Below are 17,127 nucleotides of genomic sequence, written 5' to 3' on the forward strand. Positions count from 1 at the left end.
ACTTTTAGGATGGTATCCATTTCGGATTTAGCTTATCAAGGGAAAATGCGCCCTTGACAAGCTAAATCCGAAAGGATATTTGGTTTATAAGTTGACAAGGAATAACTCTATTCATTGCTGAATGTAACACCATTTAAAACATTTGGGTGTGGTGGGTTGACAGTTTCGTTCATATCAGTTGCATAAAGAAAAAGCTGCCTTAAAGACAGCTCTGATCTTCAGATAACGCCCGTTAGCAATCCATGAAGCGCCAATATCAGCGCTTCACCACAGATAGAAAATACGATACCTCTTATTAAAGTATCGCACTCATTAGTTTAAGAAGTACACATCATTAATTAAGCAAATGGTTCTCTTCAATTTTCTTTTCTTATTTAAATCTGTAATTAATATTAAAACTAAGATTCTTCGCTTATTCCAAATATAATTGCACCTCTCCTACTTACTCCCATTCCTACAAATCCCCTAATTAACTTCAACCACCAAAATGCGTTATGATACCTAAATTTACAAATACCAATGGAGAAATATATTATGGAAAGCTTGATTTGTGTTTGAAAATCAGTGTGACAAATCCCCGACACAATAAGGCGAACTAAAACCTCACTTAGTTTAGGATCACCCATTGTAATTTCTGTGATTTGGAATGTTCACCTTCCCAAATGCAACTGCTGAACTTTTCTGTTGAATCCTTACAAAACAATCTGCCCAGTTTGTATTATAAGTTTCTAGAAGCTTTCTATCCTACTTAGTTATTTTATGCTTAATATGAATGTACAAAAAGAGAAAAGGGATATATAGATACACAAAGTAAAAAGCAATGTTTGAATACATTTCATTCAATCGCTCTATTTGACTCCTCTCTTTGAGCACATTAGCTATAATAAAGAATAGGACAAGTACAATGAACAAACTTATACGTTGTTTCACATTTATTACTTTCTTAATAGCACGACAACCTGCCCATATTTTCACACTGACATTGGGTAATATGAGAAGTAACCAAATCGAAACAACGATAAATTCGACTCTTTCTATTAGAGGGAATTTTGCAATTTTCATTTGATCTAATGTTGGCCATATTGTATGGGTTAATTGTCCTTCACTAAAGAAAACAAATGTGATGAGTGCTACCATTAGATAAAGTAAGCTTGAGAACAAAAGTCCAAAATGGGCCCATTTTTGTGATTTGTCTGGATATTTTATGAATGGGTAGAACATGAATAAGGTCTCAAAGCCAACATACTGAAACAACATAGCTTTAGAGGATGATACGATTTCCTTCACAGAGTGGTTAAAGACGGGTAATAAATTGTGAAAATTGGCAAATTCCAATGAAAAAAAATTAAGGGGAAACAGGATAATAAAAGGTATGACAGTTCCCCAGAAACACATTCCAGTAATCACGCGGAATCCACCGGATACAACGTAATAAATGAGGACTAGAAGAATGAGGCTTATTAGCCAGGTCTTCATTAAGGGAAACAGCCAAACTTGAACAACTTCAATGTAAACACGGAAAACAATTAACGCTAATATAAGAAAGTAGAAAATCACAAAAATGTTGAGCAGTCCGCCAATCCATTTTCCAAAGCAAAATTTGTGAACATGTATGACATCATTATTAGCAATTCCAAGAATACGATAGATCATCCAAACAAGTATATGAATGCTTATACTTGATAAAATGATGGAAATCCATGCATCATAACCTGCATCCTTCGTTATATCTCGTTGAAAACTCATGATTCCTATGCCAATAATATTCGTGTAAATCAGAAAGAAAACGTAAAAGGAAGATACTAAATGTCGTTCGTCTAATAATGATTTCACGTGGCTCCTCCTCTTATCATACAAACTTACTCTTCAATACCTGTATTTAGGATGTCAATATTTGTGTGTACAGTGGTTTTTACTTCTGGGTATATCTCCATAAACCGTTGATAGTCCCAATTTCTTGAGTTTGCTCTAACTTTTTCTCCCAGCCCAATGGGATCTACATTGTATCCTTGTGCCAGTGAAATTAAACGTTGGACCTCTTCCTTAAAATGTTCGCTTAAAATTCGTTCCAATTTTACAATATCTTTATCTTTTTTCAAATCAAACCAGGATGATGCTTTTTCAATCTCTGCATGGATGGTTAAATCGATGAATATACTCGGAATGCCTTCGCTTTTCTCAACCGTATATGTAGTTTTTGCATCCAGGTTTTTCAAGAGAATAAAACCTTCCTTTTTATTTTGCGTGATTTTGGTTTTATATTGTCCATTTTGAGACCCATCAATTAATGTTTTTAGAATTAAGGACTGTCTTAAATTAATATGATTTATGTACTTTCCGTTTTTTAATAAAGCTAACCCGTCAATTTTAATTTGATTTTCCTCTAGGATAAAGTAAGGTAAAATTTGATCCCTCCCTTCTTGATGAAAATTGTTCAAAAACATGTGCAGATTCATTTTTGGCAAATTACCACTTTCAATGTTTTGATTGATTTTTTCACTTAAATGGAATGAAAGATTCACATGTTTACTTGATTGAAGTATATCTTCGGCTGTGTTTTCAGCAATGCCCAACTGCATTCGACTCGCTGTATTTGGATTTCGGGCAAAATTAGTGATAACATCTTCAATCCCTTGTGTGGCGTATTCCTTGCCGAACAACAAAAAATCTAATTTTCCTGTCTCAATAGGATAAGCTGATTTTGCATTCATTCTCGGGAGTATGTCTTCATATGAATCAGACACGGTTTTATAAATCTTCAATTTGACATTTCCCTTCTCTGCGAAAGTAGGATAAATGGCAATTCCTTTAACTTTGCCTTCTTCCCGATCATATCCTAGAGCTTCAATTATCTGAACTTCATCAATGATCCTCTCATGTATACCACACCCTGATAAAAGGAAAGTTAAGCTAAAAGTTAACAGAAAGCATAATTTCATTTACTTCACCTTTATGATCCTTTCCTGATTATTCATCAAAATCACTTTTCTTTTTTTGGTGATTATGTGGGTGGTATCTCCAAATTGATTTAGGACGTAAATAATTTGGCCTTTTGGATGTTTTACTATAAGGGGAACGGATCAGGCTGTCCGTTAAATCCTCAGGCCTAAATGGATAAAATGGAACGGTATAGGGTGTTCCTAAAGATTCTAACCGTGTAAGGTGAATGATTAAAAAGGCAATCCCGATAACGATACCTAGCCCCCCCCAAATGGATGCGAAGAGAATTAAAGGAAAACGTAAAAAACGTATAGTGTTCGACATTTTATAAATGGGGGTAGTAAAGGATGCTAAGGCAGATAAGGCGACTATAATGAGTAAGACATTACTTGTAAGGGACGCCTCAACTGACGCTTGGCCGATAACAATACCGCCCACTATTCCCAATGTTTGTCCTACCTTTGTAGGTAACCGGACTCCCGCTTCACGTAATAGTTCAATCGTGAATTCCAGAAAAATCACCTCTAATACCGGCGGAAACGGGACATTATAACGAGAAATACTTAGTGAACCGAATAAATCGTTTGGAATCATCTCGTAATGGTAAGTAATAACGGCTATATAAATAGATGTTCCAAAAATGGAGAAAAGGACACTGAATACCCGTATTAAACGAAAAAAAGATCCAAGAATCCATGGGAGAAAGTAATCTTCAGGTGAAATAAAATAATCAATGATCGTAGAAGGACCTGTAATGACATATGGCGACCCACTACTTAAAACAGCTACTTGTCCGTTAATAAGAGATTGAACCGCCCTATCCACACGTTCAGTTGGCAGAAGCAAAGGAAACGGTGTAAGGGAATTATCTTCTATAAATTGATGCAGCAGAGCAGTATCAAAAATGACATCAAAATCAATATCTTGAAGCCGTTGGGTCATGGTATTAACATGCTGCTCACTTGTAATCCCATCAATATAAGCAATAATAACTCGAGTATTTGAAGTAGAACCAATGTTTACTTCCTTCGTAATTAAATCAGTTGTATTTATTTGTTGTCTTAATAAATGTATATTTACATCAATATTCTCAAGAAACCCAATTTGTGGCCCCACCACACTAAACTCATTTTCAACGTTATTTTGTTCACGTAATCCAGCTTTATCATTAGATAAGAGAATTAAAGCAACCCGTTGATCATTTTCCTTCATTTGAAGGATCGCATACCCCTTAAGTAACTTTGATTCAGCTTCGTTCCCATTATCCGTTATTACAATATCTTCTATTGCGATGATTTTCTTTATGTCATCAATTTTCTCTAGCCTGTCTAGTTTAAAAGGAGTCTCACGGAAAATCAGTAAAATTTTCAGTTGGAGTTGTTGTTGATCGATCAGTGTATTGTAGTAAGAAATGATTAAATGTCCCGATTCATCCGTAAGTGGAAATTGTTTGAAATCACTGGATTTTTTAACTTTAGCAAACAGCTGGCCAATATCTTGTGAATTCTCAGTCACGGCCTGTTTGTCTTTATTATTTCTACTCTTTCGTTTTTTGAAGAACATCTAATCACCTCCCTATTACAAAAGAATTCATATCCTTCTATTATTATGTAAAGGCATCCCCATATTTATGTAAATCCGTTTTAAACTAAGTGAAAACTTTATCCTCTCCAGTTTACATAATATAAATATAGCTTAGAGTAAGCAAAGGACCATGATCCTAAAAGAATAATCCCTGTAGGGGTAGAGTAGGACAGCAAAAAAACTTGGGTTTGAAGACTTCCTAAAATAAAGTCAAATTCATATATAATTTAATTGGAATTGCTTCATGAATCTCAAGATAACAACTACAATACAAGTTATGTTTCTATCGAATTTATTTCACTCCAGAACCTAATACGTTGAAAAGGAGCGGGCTGTTGCGTGCTCCTTATTCTATTTCTTCTTATGTCTACAGAACCGAAGTTTTCTCACCCCAACGGCGTAAGTAGAATGTTCGATTAAATGGCGATGGAAATGTATTTCACTTCCAAAAACTCCTCAATACCATAATGGCCGCCTTCACGTCCTAGTCCGCTTTCTTTAAATCCACCAAATGGTGCCTGTGCAACAAACGGAGTGCCATCATTTACAACAACGATCCCGTATTCCAAGTCCAAACTTACACGAAACGCACGTCCAATGTTGCGCCTTTTACAGCAAGGGCAGAAAAAATAACAGGAGAGACTTTTCGTCTCCCCTGTAGGATGTCATGATTCGTTTGAAACAGACCTTGTGATGGTCTCTTTATTTTTATTTTTTATACTGATGTTTTTTCTTTTGTTAAGATATCTTGAAGAACTTCTTCCAAGTATTTAACAAATATCTCATGGTTTTCACTCATTGGGAAATGACCAATCCCTTTCATTTCTACAAACTTGGCTCCTGGTATTTGTTCAGCCGTACGTTTAGAGTCTTCAGGTGTTGAAAGATAGTCATATTCTCCTGTCAGCATATATACTGGACATTTATTCGTATCAATTTGATGGAGCTTCCCACGTAAATCATGATCTACACTATAAAAATATAGGTCTCCTTTAAATACACCTGGAGCCCCTTGGCTATAGTACCACGATGTTAAACGACGATCTTTTTCTGGGCTTTGTGGAGCCATGAGTCCCCAGACTCCTGATCCACAAACTTCTCCACCGTGAGTGTGAGGATGATTCCACCATTCCTGATAAAATCCAGGTGTATGGTCGGATCCCTCAACAGGTATGGTGGCTCGGAAGTACTCAGGATACTCAAGTGCCAACTGAAGCGCAGCATGTCCGCCAAAAGAGCTTCCCATAAAAATAGGATTTTCTAACTCCAAAGCCTCACAGAAATTAAGAACAAATTGAAGGTAAAAATCTGTTGTAAGCTTGTATTCTTCTTTCCACCATTCCACACCATGAGGGGGATCTGATTTACCGTGTCTTGGTAAATCATAAGCTATCACCCTAAAATTCTGTGTAATGTTTGAATCTTCAAGTAAGTTTCGCCATTGTCTGCTGTCAGCCCCAGCTGTATGCTGACAAACTAATGGGATACCTTGTCCATTTTCCTCAAAATAAACCTTGTGCTCAATGCCATCTACTTCAACATAAACATATTGACCTTTAACAGAAGAAAATTTACCCATCATATTACACTCCTTTAACTAACGTGTTTTTTACTTCTCGAGTAACATTTAGGAAACGGATCATGTACCTCAAATTGGCATACAGTTCCTTGAGATTTCCTTCCAGCTGCAAATTCCCTTGAAAGACTGCTGCGAATAATTCATGGAACATTGGAGGTGGTATTGGCTGCGTGAATTTTTCCCAAGCTTCTAAAGTACCTCTAATCGCAAAACTCCATCCGTCTAACGCTTCCTTTTCAAAGAAGTTAGTCAGTTTACCTTGCTTAATTTGGACTATGTATTCCTTTGCACCGATTTGCAAGAGTAAGTCTGTAACGCAATATTTTCCTATTACATTTAACTCTTGATCCGTGTTTACGGCTTCCTGGAAATTTCCCATCCATTCTTTTGATCCTACTTGCATATTTTATTAGCCTCCCTTTACTTGTTTTATTGGGACATGGTCCTCAACTTGATATATTGCAAGAACCGTGCCAATTAATTAGACGTTTAAAATAAAGTGAAAACGGAGTCTGCAATGGGCTTTTACTTCATGAGCTTGATGATTCCCATCTTAAAAATGTACATTTGACCGGTCTGTGTTCGGACAGACGAACAGTTATATATACTTTATTCGACGTTATATTTTTGGATTTTCCGATAAAGAGCACTGCGGGAGATACCCATTTCCCTCGCAGCTTGGGCACGATTACCGTTGGCTTTATTGAGAATGATAGAGAGATATTCACGTTCACTTATTTTATCTATTGATTGATCCAATCCTAAAAACTCATGTGCATGAAATAAATCTAAGTGATCTTCATCATGTAGATAAACCATTCGCTCAATTACGTTCCTCATCTCTCTTAAATTCCCTGGCCATGTATGTTGTTCGAATATATTCATTACTTCTGGAGTGAAAGAGATTGTTTTTCGTTGTGCTTTTTCACAAGCTTCACCTAACATTGTATTCAAGATGCTTTCCACGTCTTCAATTCGTTCTCTTAAAGGAGGGATTTTTATATTAAAAACGTTTAACCGATAATAGAGATCCTCTCGAAATTCTCCTTTTTCAATTAGTTCTTTAATATTTTTATTTGTAGCAGCTAAAAAACGTACATCAACTGGTATCGGTGTAGTACCTCCTACTCTTACCACTTGTTTTTCTTCTAAAGTTCTAAGAAGAGTAGCCTGTAAATCAAGTGGTAAATCTGCTATTTCATCTAAGAATATGGTTCCTTTGTCCGACGCTTCAATTTTCCCTTGACTCCCTTTATGTTTTGCACCTGTAAAGGCTCCGCCTTCATAACCAAACAACTCTGTAGTAATTAGTTCTCGAGGCAAGGCTGCACAATTAATCGCAGTGTAAGGTTGGTCCCTTCTTTCGCTTTGCTTGTGAATAAAGCGAGCCATAAAGTCTTTCCCGACTCCACTTTCCCCCTGTATAAGAATACTTGCATCACTTCTTGAAACCTTTATTGCTGTTTGTATGGTCTTCTGGAAAGCTGTATTTTTAGTGTAAAAGGCAAAGTAATCTTGATTGATTTTACCTTTTGGTAGGGTTTCCTTAGTTTGGGAATGTATAAATAGGACGTTGGCTAATGGTTTACCTCGCTTCACTATTTCTTCTGAATGGATGAAAAACTTCTTCTCATTCACTTCAATTTCGGTTGAAACTGAACCTTTTTCAACGCCACTCAATATCATTTTTTTACTTGATTCCGAATGACCGTGGTTTTCTTCCCACAACTTTAAAAAGTCATGAGCAGGCTTGTTTTTGTATAACTCTATACCTTGTTTATCAAACGATATAATACCTGTGTTGGGGTTGAAATTATGAACATATTCAGTTAATACGTGTGATAGAACTTGCTCTTTGATTTCTGCTTTATGAAACCGGTATCTTTCACTAATAACATGAGCACCAGCAAATGCCAGTGTATATAACTCTCTCAAATCATTATTAGGACCCATACGGCAAACGTCAAAGGCCCCTATGTATTCTCCATCAACAAAAATAGGACAAGCAGAACAATCCCAAACGCGAAGGGCTAAACAGTAATGCTCATTCCCTGAAGTAGCCATGGCAGTGCGTGTTCTAAGCGCAATTGATAGCCCTGTTGAACCAACGTTTTCTTCCATCCATCGTGCACCTACAGACATTCCACACTGGTCGGCTATTTTTTGAGATTTGTGATCAGCCATCATTTCCACTAAGTATCCTTCTGCATCTGCAAGTAAAAGAAGATATCCTCCTCCTTTTAAGCGCTTACAAAAATCCCTCATAACTGGCAACGCTGCATTAATCAGGTCGAGGTTTTTCTGTCGTCTTCCTACAAGATCGCTTTGTGAAATAGGAGAAAAAACATTTTCCCTCTCATGAGAAACACCCATCTGTTTACACCTATTCCACGATTCCAAAACTTCTTTTCGTACGTTGATGTCGGTGTTCCCATCAAGAACAAACTGCCTCCATTGCTCGTCAGCCATAATAGTTCCCCTCCTCAAAACTGAATTTCGTTGATATGCATTCTTACATGAATATCCCTGGTGTTTATCAAACTTATTCATTATTATTTTCTCTACATCATTGATGGTAATTAGCGTCAAGGGGGGCAAGTTCCTCAATTAAGAAAGTGACTCGCAGAGAGTACGCTTTCATCTAGCTGAGAGTGTACAACGACTATCTTTTCCGTCTTAGATCCAGGAGAAGATGAGACTTACCCCCTTTGAGGAGACGTTATTTTTGCGGATTAAGGTCGTATGCGAAACGTCCAACACCTTGCAGCCTTGCGAATACGACCTTCCTGCTGGATCATGCTCTCGATTAGCTTTTTCTCCACAGACTTGAATAAGTTACTTTTGGTGTCCTCATTTCTTAAGAGCATTGATAGACTGACTCCCGTATGTTGGTTTGCAATAGGCAAATCCTTCGGTTCTATTGCATCGTTTTTAGTGGTTAGGACAAGTCATCTGTAATATTTGACAATTCTAGGATGTTGCCTGGCCAGTGATATGCGCAAAGAATCCTTAGCATCCATCGTAAATGATTTATTCTTATTATATTCCTCATTAAAATTATGGAGAAAATGACCGATTAACAAGGAGATGTCATCTTTCCTTTCCCTCAATGCTGGAGTCTGGATAGAGATGACATTCAATCGGTAATATAGGTATTCTCGAAATTCTCCTCTCAGGACCATAGATTCTAAATCCCTATTGGTCGCTGCCACAATTCTTACATTGACCTGAATCACCTTCTTTCCACCGACCCGGGTAAACTGCTGGTCTTGTAGCACACTTAAAAGTTTTGCCTGAAGATATAAGGGAAACTCCTCGATTTCATCCAAAAATAAGGTTCCATGATCAGCAAGTTCAAATAATCCTGGCTTCCCATCAAGTATTCAGCCGCTTTCCAGAAAGGATCTACACTTTGAACGACAGATCATTTTGTTCAATACGATCTAACCAGTTCATGTATATCACCTTTTTTCATTCTTTTCGAACAGATTAAGGATATTTGGAATTGTTTCTTGTTAAATAGATGTGTTAGAAATGAAGCTCTTATATATGAGGACGGATATGAAAATTAACCTAATAAACACCATCGTGAATAATATCAGTAGAGTAAACTACCTCTTAAAACAATAATATTATTACAATTCAAATAGGTATAACTGTATATCATTCGATAGTTCATTGGTCAACTAAGGATAGAGGATTTTTCTTCTTGAGTATTTTAAATTATCCAAAGGTGTAAGTCCTTGTAAGGAAGTCAAAACAAAAAAAGATTGTAGAGAGAGTAATACCACGCTTTCTCTACAAGCTGGGAAAGAACGGATTCAGTGGTTTCTCAACACCTCAGTCGACTTACTATCCTTTATTTACTTTCCTTTAAAAATAGGTTTTCTCTTTTCTACGAACGCTTCTACGCCTTCTTTAAAGTCTTCTGTTGTGCGAAGGAGGCCGTAGGCTTTCCCTTCCATTTTCAATCCGACTCCCAGCGGACTTTCTTCAGAAGCGTTCAACACTTCTTTTGCAACACGCTGAGCAAGCGGAGAAAATTGAACAAGCTCCTCAACTAACGAATCCACTGTTTGCTGAAGGTCCCCTTTGGACACTACTTGTGTTAATAGGCCCCATTGATACGCTTCATTTGCAGGTATTTTTCTGGCACGCATGATCATGTCCTTTGCTCTTGTTAAGCCCACAATCTTTGCAATTCTCTGTGTACCTCCACTCCCAGGAATCATTCCTAGGTTCATTTCTGGAAGGGCAAGCAGGGTATCTTCCCGTGCAATCCTGAAATCACAGGCCATCGCAAGTTCTAGGCCTACACCGAACGTATACCCCTGCAGCTGAGCGATGACAGGTTTTGGAGATCGTTCAGGGGCAGCCACGTTTTCGGCTAAATGGGAAAGCTTTTCTTGATGGGTCGCCATAAATTCTGGGATGCTTCCTCCTGCACTGAAGCATACATCTCCTGCTCCTTTGAGGATAATGACACGCACTTCATCATCTTGATTCAAACCATCAAAAATCTCTGTCAGCTGTTCTCTGCCGAGCATACTGATATAATTCATTTTCTCTGGACGATCGAACACGATTGTTGCCGTTTGCTTTTCTGCATTTTTCTCTACCCGAATATGGTCATACGTTTGTTCTGCTATAGTCATATGTTATTTCCCCTTTTCTATTTAAGATGAGATCGCAGTTTTTTTATTAACAATCGTTTTCTCGATGGCATTAATGATACCGTCATACCCCGTGCAGCGGCATAAGTGACCAGAAAGCATTTCTTTGATTTCCTTGGTAGAGGGATTTGGCTTTTTTTCAAGATAATCTGTTGTAGACATTAAGATACCTGGTGTACAAAATCCACATTGAAGACCGTGGCATTCGACAAAGTTTTTCTGTAGATCTGTCAAATCACCATTATTCGCCAACCCTTCAACGGTTTTAATTTCGTCCCCATCTATTTGTACAGCAAACATGAGACAACTTCTCACAGCTGTGCCATTTACGTGTACGGTACAAGCACCACAAACACCGTGTTCACATCCAACATGTGTTCCAGTCAGGCCGCATACATCTCGGATAAAATCACTTAACAGCATTCGTGATTCCACTTCTTCTTGATAGACTTTGCCATTAATAGTTACTTCGACTTGATGACGTCCCATTTCTCTACCTCCTTGCCCTTTCATAGGCTTGTGTTAACGTACGCTTCGTTAAAACTTTAGCAAGATGTGTCCGATAATCTGCTGAAGCATGAAGATCTGATTCGGGCTCAACTGCTAATTCTACGCTTTCAACTATTTTTCCTAACAAAGAATCGGACAGTGTTTCCCCTATCATGAAGTCTTCTGCATCCTCTATTAACAACGGAATGGCCTCAACTCCGCCAAGGGCTAATCTTATGGATGAAATCTTGTCATGATCATCAACTGTCATATAGCAAGAAGCAGCAACTAACGCGAAGTCCCCATGCCTCCTGGCAATTTCCTGAAACGAATACCCTCGTCTACCTCCAATGATTGGAATATTAATCTCCGTTAAGATTTCTGTAGGCATAATATCTGTCGTCAAATAAGTAACAAAGAAATCTTCTGCACTAACGTTTCGAACCTCATCCTTTGATGCAATTTGCACTGAACCGTTCAGTGTTAGCAAGGCAAGTGGGAGCTCGGCACTTGGATCGGCATGAACAATGCTTCCCCCTATAGTTCCCCTATTCCTTGTTTGCACATGTCCAATTTGGGTAATTGCTTCGGTTAATAGACCGCAGGTATTGGCTACCATTTCAGATTCTTCTACTTTACTTTGTCTTGTTAAAGTTCCTATTTGAAGTAGATTTTGATTTTCATCATTTTTAATATAATCTAGTTCTGTTAAACCATTTATATCAATTAAGCACTTGGGTGATGCAAGGCGCATATTCATAATGGGAACTAAGCTTTGCCCACCAGCAATGATCTTTCCATCTTCACCGGCTTCTTCTAAAAGATTCAATGCTTCATTCAGTGTGGTAGGTTTATAGTATTCAAACTTTGGTGGTTTCATATTTCCCCTCCCCTTCGGCAATCCTATTTTTATGAGATTCAGAAAATTCGTTTTAAGGAGCTGTCACTTTTTCCTTTGCCTCATTGAGTAGCTTCCAAATGCGATTAGGACTTAATGGTAGCTCATCGATCATAATATCTAAATGGGCTAAGGCATCACTTACGGCATTGGCAATCGCCACCGGTGCACTCATGGTATTCCCTTCACCCAAGCCTTTGGCTCCTAATGGAGTAAGAGGGGATGGAGACTCCGTATGTTTAATCGTTACATTAGGGATTTCCGGAGCAGTTGGGCATAAATAATCCATAAATGACCCTGTTAAGAACTGACCATTCTTGTCATAAGTTAATTCCTCGTATAAAGCGCCACCAACACCATGAGCCAGACCACCCATGATTTGTCCATCTGCAATCAATGGATTTAAAATCTTTCCGGCATCATGAACGGTGAAATAATCTATTATTTTCACTTCTGCTGTATCCGGATCAATTTCCACGGTCACCATATCCGCAACAAATCCGTATGTGACAGAGGAATTGATCAGGTCGTTATCATCCGGTGGTTCTGCAGCCTGAGGTGTATAATAATGAGTTTCATGAATTCCTGGTTCCATTCCTTCAGGTAATGCAAGCGGATTCCAATGTGCTAGACCTGCAATGCGCTTGATAGGAAACTTTTTAGCAGGATTATCCCTTACGTAGATGAAACCCTCCCCCAGCTCGAGCTCGGAGACGTCTACACCAAGTTGAGAGGAAGTAATGTTAAAAAGTTTTTTCCTTACCTTTTGGGCTGCATAATAAATAGCGCTTGAACCTAAAGAGGCAAATCGACTTGAATAGCTTCCTGAAGCGATGGACCAAGGACTGGTCGCTGTATCAAGTTCAGCGATTATATTTATTTGTTCCCTTGGTATCCCTAAAACTTCAGATACAATTTGGGCTGCCACGGTTTCGTGCCCTTGACCTGTTGGTGCAGTGCTAATTCTCACGTTTACACTTCCTAATGGATCCATTGAAACAGTAGCCGCTTCAGATGCACCTGATTTCGGTAAGGATTTCGCTCTTTCTTCTGGTGTTAAGGCAACTGTGATATATCCCATATTTGATCCGGATGGTTCGACGATACATGCAAGGCCGACGCCTAAAATTTTTCCATTTTTACGCGCTTCTGCTTGTTTTTTTCTAAAGTTCTCATATTTCCCCGTTAAAAGGGCGAGTTCAAATGAATTCTCATAATCCCCGCTGTCGTAAATTCCACCCGAAGCTGTTGTGAATGGAAATTGTTGTTTTTTAATCAGGTTTTTTCTAATCACTTCAGAATGGTCCAAAGAAAGTTCTTTTGCAATAAGCTGCATAATTCTTTCGAGGGCAAAGTAATGCTCCTGTCCCCCGTAACCACGGATTAACCCGGTAGGTGACTTGTTTGTCATGACTGCAAACGCTTCAATATTTAAATTTGGTATATCGTATGCCCCGGTTGAGTTGGCATGGTTACGGTATAAGCAGGCTGGTTCTGGTGCGCGAATATAAGCACCAACATTATCCATCAATTTCATTCTTAAACCGGTGACCTTGCCATCATTTTTGACGGCGGCTTCAATGTAGGTCACGCGATCTGTTCCGCTCGCACTTGATGAAAGATGTTCCTGTCGATCTTCTATCCATTTAACTGGACAGCCGAGAAGTTTACTTGTGATGGAACAAAGAACGATATATGGGAAAAGCCCTGCCTTTATTCCATAACTTCCCCCTATATCCTTTGGAATGATCAGTCTTAATTTATTGCTGGGGACTTGTAAGGATTGAGCCATGATTGCCTGAATAATAAAGGGTCCATGAAAATTAGCATGAACATTATACTGATTATGAGCAGAATCATAGTTTGCAACCACACCATATGTTTCAACAGGGGTTGCCGTATATTTCGGAAACTTATATTTATGCTTGACGATATGATCTGCTTCTTTAAAGGCTTTGTCTACATCTCCATAATGGAATTGACGATGATTGGCAATATTCGACCCAACATTTTCATGTAAGATCGGTGCATCCTCTTGTATCGTTTTCTCAATATCTACAATGGCTGGTAACTGTTTATAAGAAACTTTTATCTTTTCCATTGCGTCTTCGGCAGTATAACGATCCTTGGCAACTACAATAGCAACGGGCTCCCCAACATACCTCACCTTTTCGATAGCAAGAGGAAAATACTTAACTGGTGCCGTAACCCCAACACTAAATGGTTTTACTTGGTCTTTTATGTCTTGACCGGTTACTACTCCCTTTACTCCCTGCATTTTTACCGCTTCGGTTCGGTCTATGGATATTATATGAGCATGAGGATGTGGACTACGTAAAATTGCCGCATAGCCTGTATTTGTTGTGTTACCAAGATCATCAATATAAGTTCCTTGACCGGTTAGTAGCCGTTTGTCCTCCACCCTCGTAGCAGACTTACCTATTACCTTTGTCATGTACAACCCCCCTCTTTTTAATCAGTCTTTGATAGTCGTCTATTGTGTCAACATCCGGAATAATGGGCTGATTCATTGGTGCATATACAACTTCCCTGCTAAACTTTTGAATGACGGACTTTCCACCACTATCTCCTTCTACCTGTAAAAGATGATGAAACATATCTCGTTTGAATAAAACAGGATGCCCCTTCTCGTTGTTTAAAAAAACCGACTGAACGATGGATGGCCTGTTCTTTACTTGGTAGGTTTCAACAATTCTGTTAATTGAGCCTTCATCCATTTCAGGCTGATCGCCTAAAAGAATAACCATGGCCTCTACTTGTTGGGGTAAAGCTTCCAGTCCGGCTTTAATCGATGTAGACATACCTAAATGTGAATCATGATTCTCTACCACTTGTTTTATACCAGGTACAGATACCGCCTCTACCAACCCATTCACTTTTGGATTTATCACAACAACCACCCCATCAAGTACTGAGTGTAAACACGTTTCGATGACATGAAGAACTAGTGTTCTTTGCTGATAGGGCAAAAGCATTTTTGGAGTACCCATTCTGGTTGATAAGCCCGAAGCTAAAATGATCCCCCAGACTTCATGATTCTTATCATTGATAAGCAATCACTCTCCTATGATCTCTAGAGGTATACAAAAGTTCCTTACCCTTCGTTTGTTTTAAATGCATCGAATTACCACCACGATGGACATTAACCAATTCTGCAGCAATACTGATAGCAATTTCCTCAGGAGTTTTTGCACCAATATCAAGACCTATAGGACTATAAATACGGTTTAACTGTGCTTCATCAATAGTTAAACCGTTCATTATCGGTTGGAGCAATTGGTTTGTTCTGGTTGTTGGTCCTAACACTCCGATATAGGGTACCGATGAATGTAACAACGCTTTTAGAACCAATTGGTCTTGAGTAAAATTGTGGCTCATCACAATAGCGTAACTATGTTCAATTAATGGAACGGAAGTGGGGTGGTCTCGTTCATAGCATATTAATTCATCAGCTAAGGGAAAATTTCTTTTATTTACAAAGCCCGGTCGGTGATCTAATACATTTACAGTCCAGCCTAAATTTTTAACCGTCTTCACCAATGGAACAGCATCTGGTCCTGCACCAAATATGTATAGGGTAGGAACCGGCGTAATATGTTCAAAGAAGACTTCACTGTTATCTTTCATCTTGAGATCCATTGGTTTCCCAATTTGTAAATTGGAGTGAACCCACCTCTCACCTATCTTAGATTCTTCTTCATCACGAGTTATGGTTGCTATGATAATGGGCTGACTTGTTGTAAAAGCCTCTCTCATTAACTTGCTTCTTTCATGGTGACCAACAGGATCAAATAGCTCTATAAAAATCTCAAGGGCTCCATTACACCCTACACCCAAGCCCCAAATTTGGTCTTCTTCGCCCCTGAAATCGTAATGGATTTTTTTGGGTTTTCCTGTCTGTAAAACTTCTTTTCCATGCTCAAGGACATCACCTTCCACACATCCTCCACTTAACAAGCCTATTAACTCTCCATCTTCAGCAAAAAAACATTTTGCCCCTTCTTTCTGGTAGGTTGAACCTTCGGCACGTATGACAGTGGCCAGAATTCCTCTTTTCTTTTCTCTGACACACCTGTCCATCTCATTTATTATGGTAATCAAAACCACACCTCCCAAAGTGAAAAATATTTTTTTCAATTAAAATCTTTTTTTCTTTCCCAGAAAAAATGCTCTCGATACTGAGTTGGAGTTTTTCCTTCTATTTTCTTGAAAGTTGTTGCAAAGTAACTGGAATTTGCAAAACCGGTGTTATTAGCAATAACATCAATGGGTAGTGAAATCATCCTTAACATATTTTTTGCCTTCTGAACACGAATCCAAGATAAGTATTCTACAAATGTCATCCCTATTTCTTCCTTAAAAGATTTACTAAAGTAGGAGGGGCTTAAATAAACCTTATCAGCAATATTTTTAAGAGTTAGACATTCATTGTAATGTAACTGAATGTATTGAACGGCACTTTGAATCGGTTTTCTTAAATCTAATTCGAATTCACCTTCATTTTTAACCGTCTGACTTATTTCCATTTTAATTATTGGTTTTAAAACACGATCGAATATGTTCAAAAGCTGGTTTTTAGTAAGCGGTTTCAATAAATAAGCTGAAAAACCCGCATTAATGGCTGATTGGACGATTTCAAACATTTTTAACCCTGTAATTGCAATGATGGGTAAGTCTGGATAGATAAGTAGTACGTTTTTCCCAAAATCTATGCCATCCATGTTCGGAAGTGAAACATCCATTATAAGCGCACTTGGACGGGATTGTTTAAGCATCATCATAGCCCGTTGTGCGTTATTAGCTTCATAGATACGAAGAAAGTTATAGTCGCTATTTTCAACAATATGACGAATATTGCTTATACAGCTTTGGTCTGTATCAACAATTAGCAGCTCTGCCATAGGACACCTCTTTACTTCTATATAAATCCATTATAAAAATAT

The 17,127-nt window shown here is 38.3% G+C and carries 14 protein-coding genes and 1 pseudogene; all 15 read right to left on the reverse strand.

Going from position 1 to position 17,127, the window contains the following annotated elements; genetic code table 11:
* Window positions 1–744: 744 nt before the first annotated feature.
* The gene (locus tag ACQKNS_RS24710; protein ID WP_427645887.1) at window positions 745–1,833 is read right to left on the reverse strand and encodes a GerAB/ArcD/ProY family transporter; all 1,089 of its coding nucleotides are present in this window, start codon (window positions 1,831–1,833) and stop codon (window positions 745–747) included.
* 26 nt (window positions 1,834–1,859) lie between these two features.
* Complete coding sequence (locus ACQKNS_RS24715; protein WP_427645888.1) at window positions 1,860–2,939, reverse strand: Ger(x)C family spore germination protein; 1,080 nt, start codon at window positions 2,937–2,939, stop codon at window positions 1,860–1,862.
* Between the two features lie 28 nt (window positions 2,940–2,967).
* The gene (locus ACQKNS_RS24720) at window positions 2,968–4,503 is read right to left on the reverse strand and encodes a spore germination protein (protein ID WP_427645889.1); all 1,536 of its coding nucleotides are present in this window, start codon (window positions 4,501–4,503) and stop codon (window positions 2,968–2,970) included.
* Window positions 4,504–4,940: 437 nt separating this feature from the next.
* Window positions 4,941–5,165, reverse strand: a pseudogene (locus tag ACQKNS_RS24725) (aldehyde dehydrogenase family protein); the annotation flags it as partial.
* A 74-nt stretch (window positions 5,166–5,239) separates the two neighbouring features.
* The gene (locus ACQKNS_RS24730) at window positions 5,240–6,103 is read right to left on the reverse strand and encodes an alpha/beta fold hydrolase (RefSeq protein ID WP_427645890.1); all 864 of its coding nucleotides are present in this window, start codon (window positions 6,101–6,103) and stop codon (window positions 5,240–5,242) included.
* A gap of 4 nt (window positions 6,104–6,107) precedes the next feature.
* Complete coding sequence (locus tag ACQKNS_RS24735; protein ID WP_427645891.1) at window positions 6,108–6,506, reverse strand: hypothetical protein; 399 nt, start codon at window positions 6,504–6,506, stop codon at window positions 6,108–6,110.
* Window positions 6,507–6,712: 206 nt separating this feature from the next.
* On the reverse strand, window positions 6,713–8,572 hold the full coding sequence (locus ACQKNS_RS24740; protein ID WP_427645892.1) for a sigma-54-dependent Fis family transcriptional regulator: 1,860 nt from the start codon (window positions 8,570–8,572) through the stop codon (window positions 6,713–6,715).
* Between the two features lie 479 nt (window positions 8,573–9,051).
* Entirely contained in the window at window positions 9,052–9,486 is a 435-nt protein-coding gene (locus ACQKNS_RS24745; RefSeq protein ID WP_427645976.1) for a sigma 54-interacting transcriptional regulator, read from the reverse strand.
* Window positions 9,487–9,966: 480 nt separating this feature from the next.
* Entirely contained in the window at window positions 9,967–10,758 is a 792-nt protein-coding gene (locus ACQKNS_RS24750; protein ID WP_427645893.1) for an enoyl-CoA hydratase/isomerase family protein, read from the reverse strand.
* 21 nt (window positions 10,759–10,779) lie between these two features.
* Complete coding sequence (locus ACQKNS_RS24755; RefSeq protein ID WP_427645894.1) at window positions 10,780–11,265, reverse strand: (2Fe-2S)-binding protein; 486 nt, start codon at window positions 11,263–11,265, stop codon at window positions 10,780–10,782.
* 4 nt (window positions 11,266–11,269) lie between these two features.
* On the reverse strand, window positions 11,270–12,145 hold the full coding sequence (locus ACQKNS_RS24760) for an FAD binding domain-containing protein (RefSeq protein ID WP_427645895.1): 876 nt from the start codon (window positions 12,143–12,145) through the stop codon (window positions 11,270–11,272).
* A gap of 52 nt (window positions 12,146–12,197) precedes the next feature.
* Entirely contained in the window at window positions 12,198–14,618 is a 2,421-nt protein-coding gene (locus ACQKNS_RS24765; protein ID WP_427645896.1) for a xanthine dehydrogenase family protein molybdopterin-binding subunit, read from the reverse strand.
* The gene (locus tag ACQKNS_RS24770; protein WP_427645897.1) at window positions 14,599–15,240 is read right to left on the reverse strand and encodes a nucleotidyltransferase family protein; all 642 of its coding nucleotides are present in this window, start codon (window positions 15,238–15,240) and stop codon (window positions 14,599–14,601) included. Before ACQKNS_RS24770 ends, ACQKNS_RS24765 begins: the two co-directional genes overlap by 20 nt.
* On the reverse strand, window positions 15,227–16,285 hold the full coding sequence (locus ACQKNS_RS24775) for an XdhC family protein (protein ID WP_427645898.1): 1,059 nt from the start codon (window positions 16,283–16,285) through the stop codon (window positions 15,227–15,229). Before ACQKNS_RS24775 ends, ACQKNS_RS24770 begins: the two co-directional genes overlap by 14 nt.
* Before the next feature lie 32 nt (window positions 16,286–16,317).
* Window positions 16,318–17,085 (reverse strand): response regulator transcription factor, encoded by a 768-nt coding sequence (locus ACQKNS_RS24780; RefSeq protein WP_427645899.1) that lies wholly within the window; start codon window positions 17,083–17,085, stop codon window positions 16,318–16,320.
* Between the last annotated feature and the right edge of the window lie 42 nt (window positions 17,086–17,127).

Source organism: Peribacillus sp. NPDC094092, assembly GCF_050279365.1.
Taxonomy (GTDB): domain Bacteria; phylum Bacillota; class Bacilli; order Bacillales; family DSM-1321; genus Peribacillus.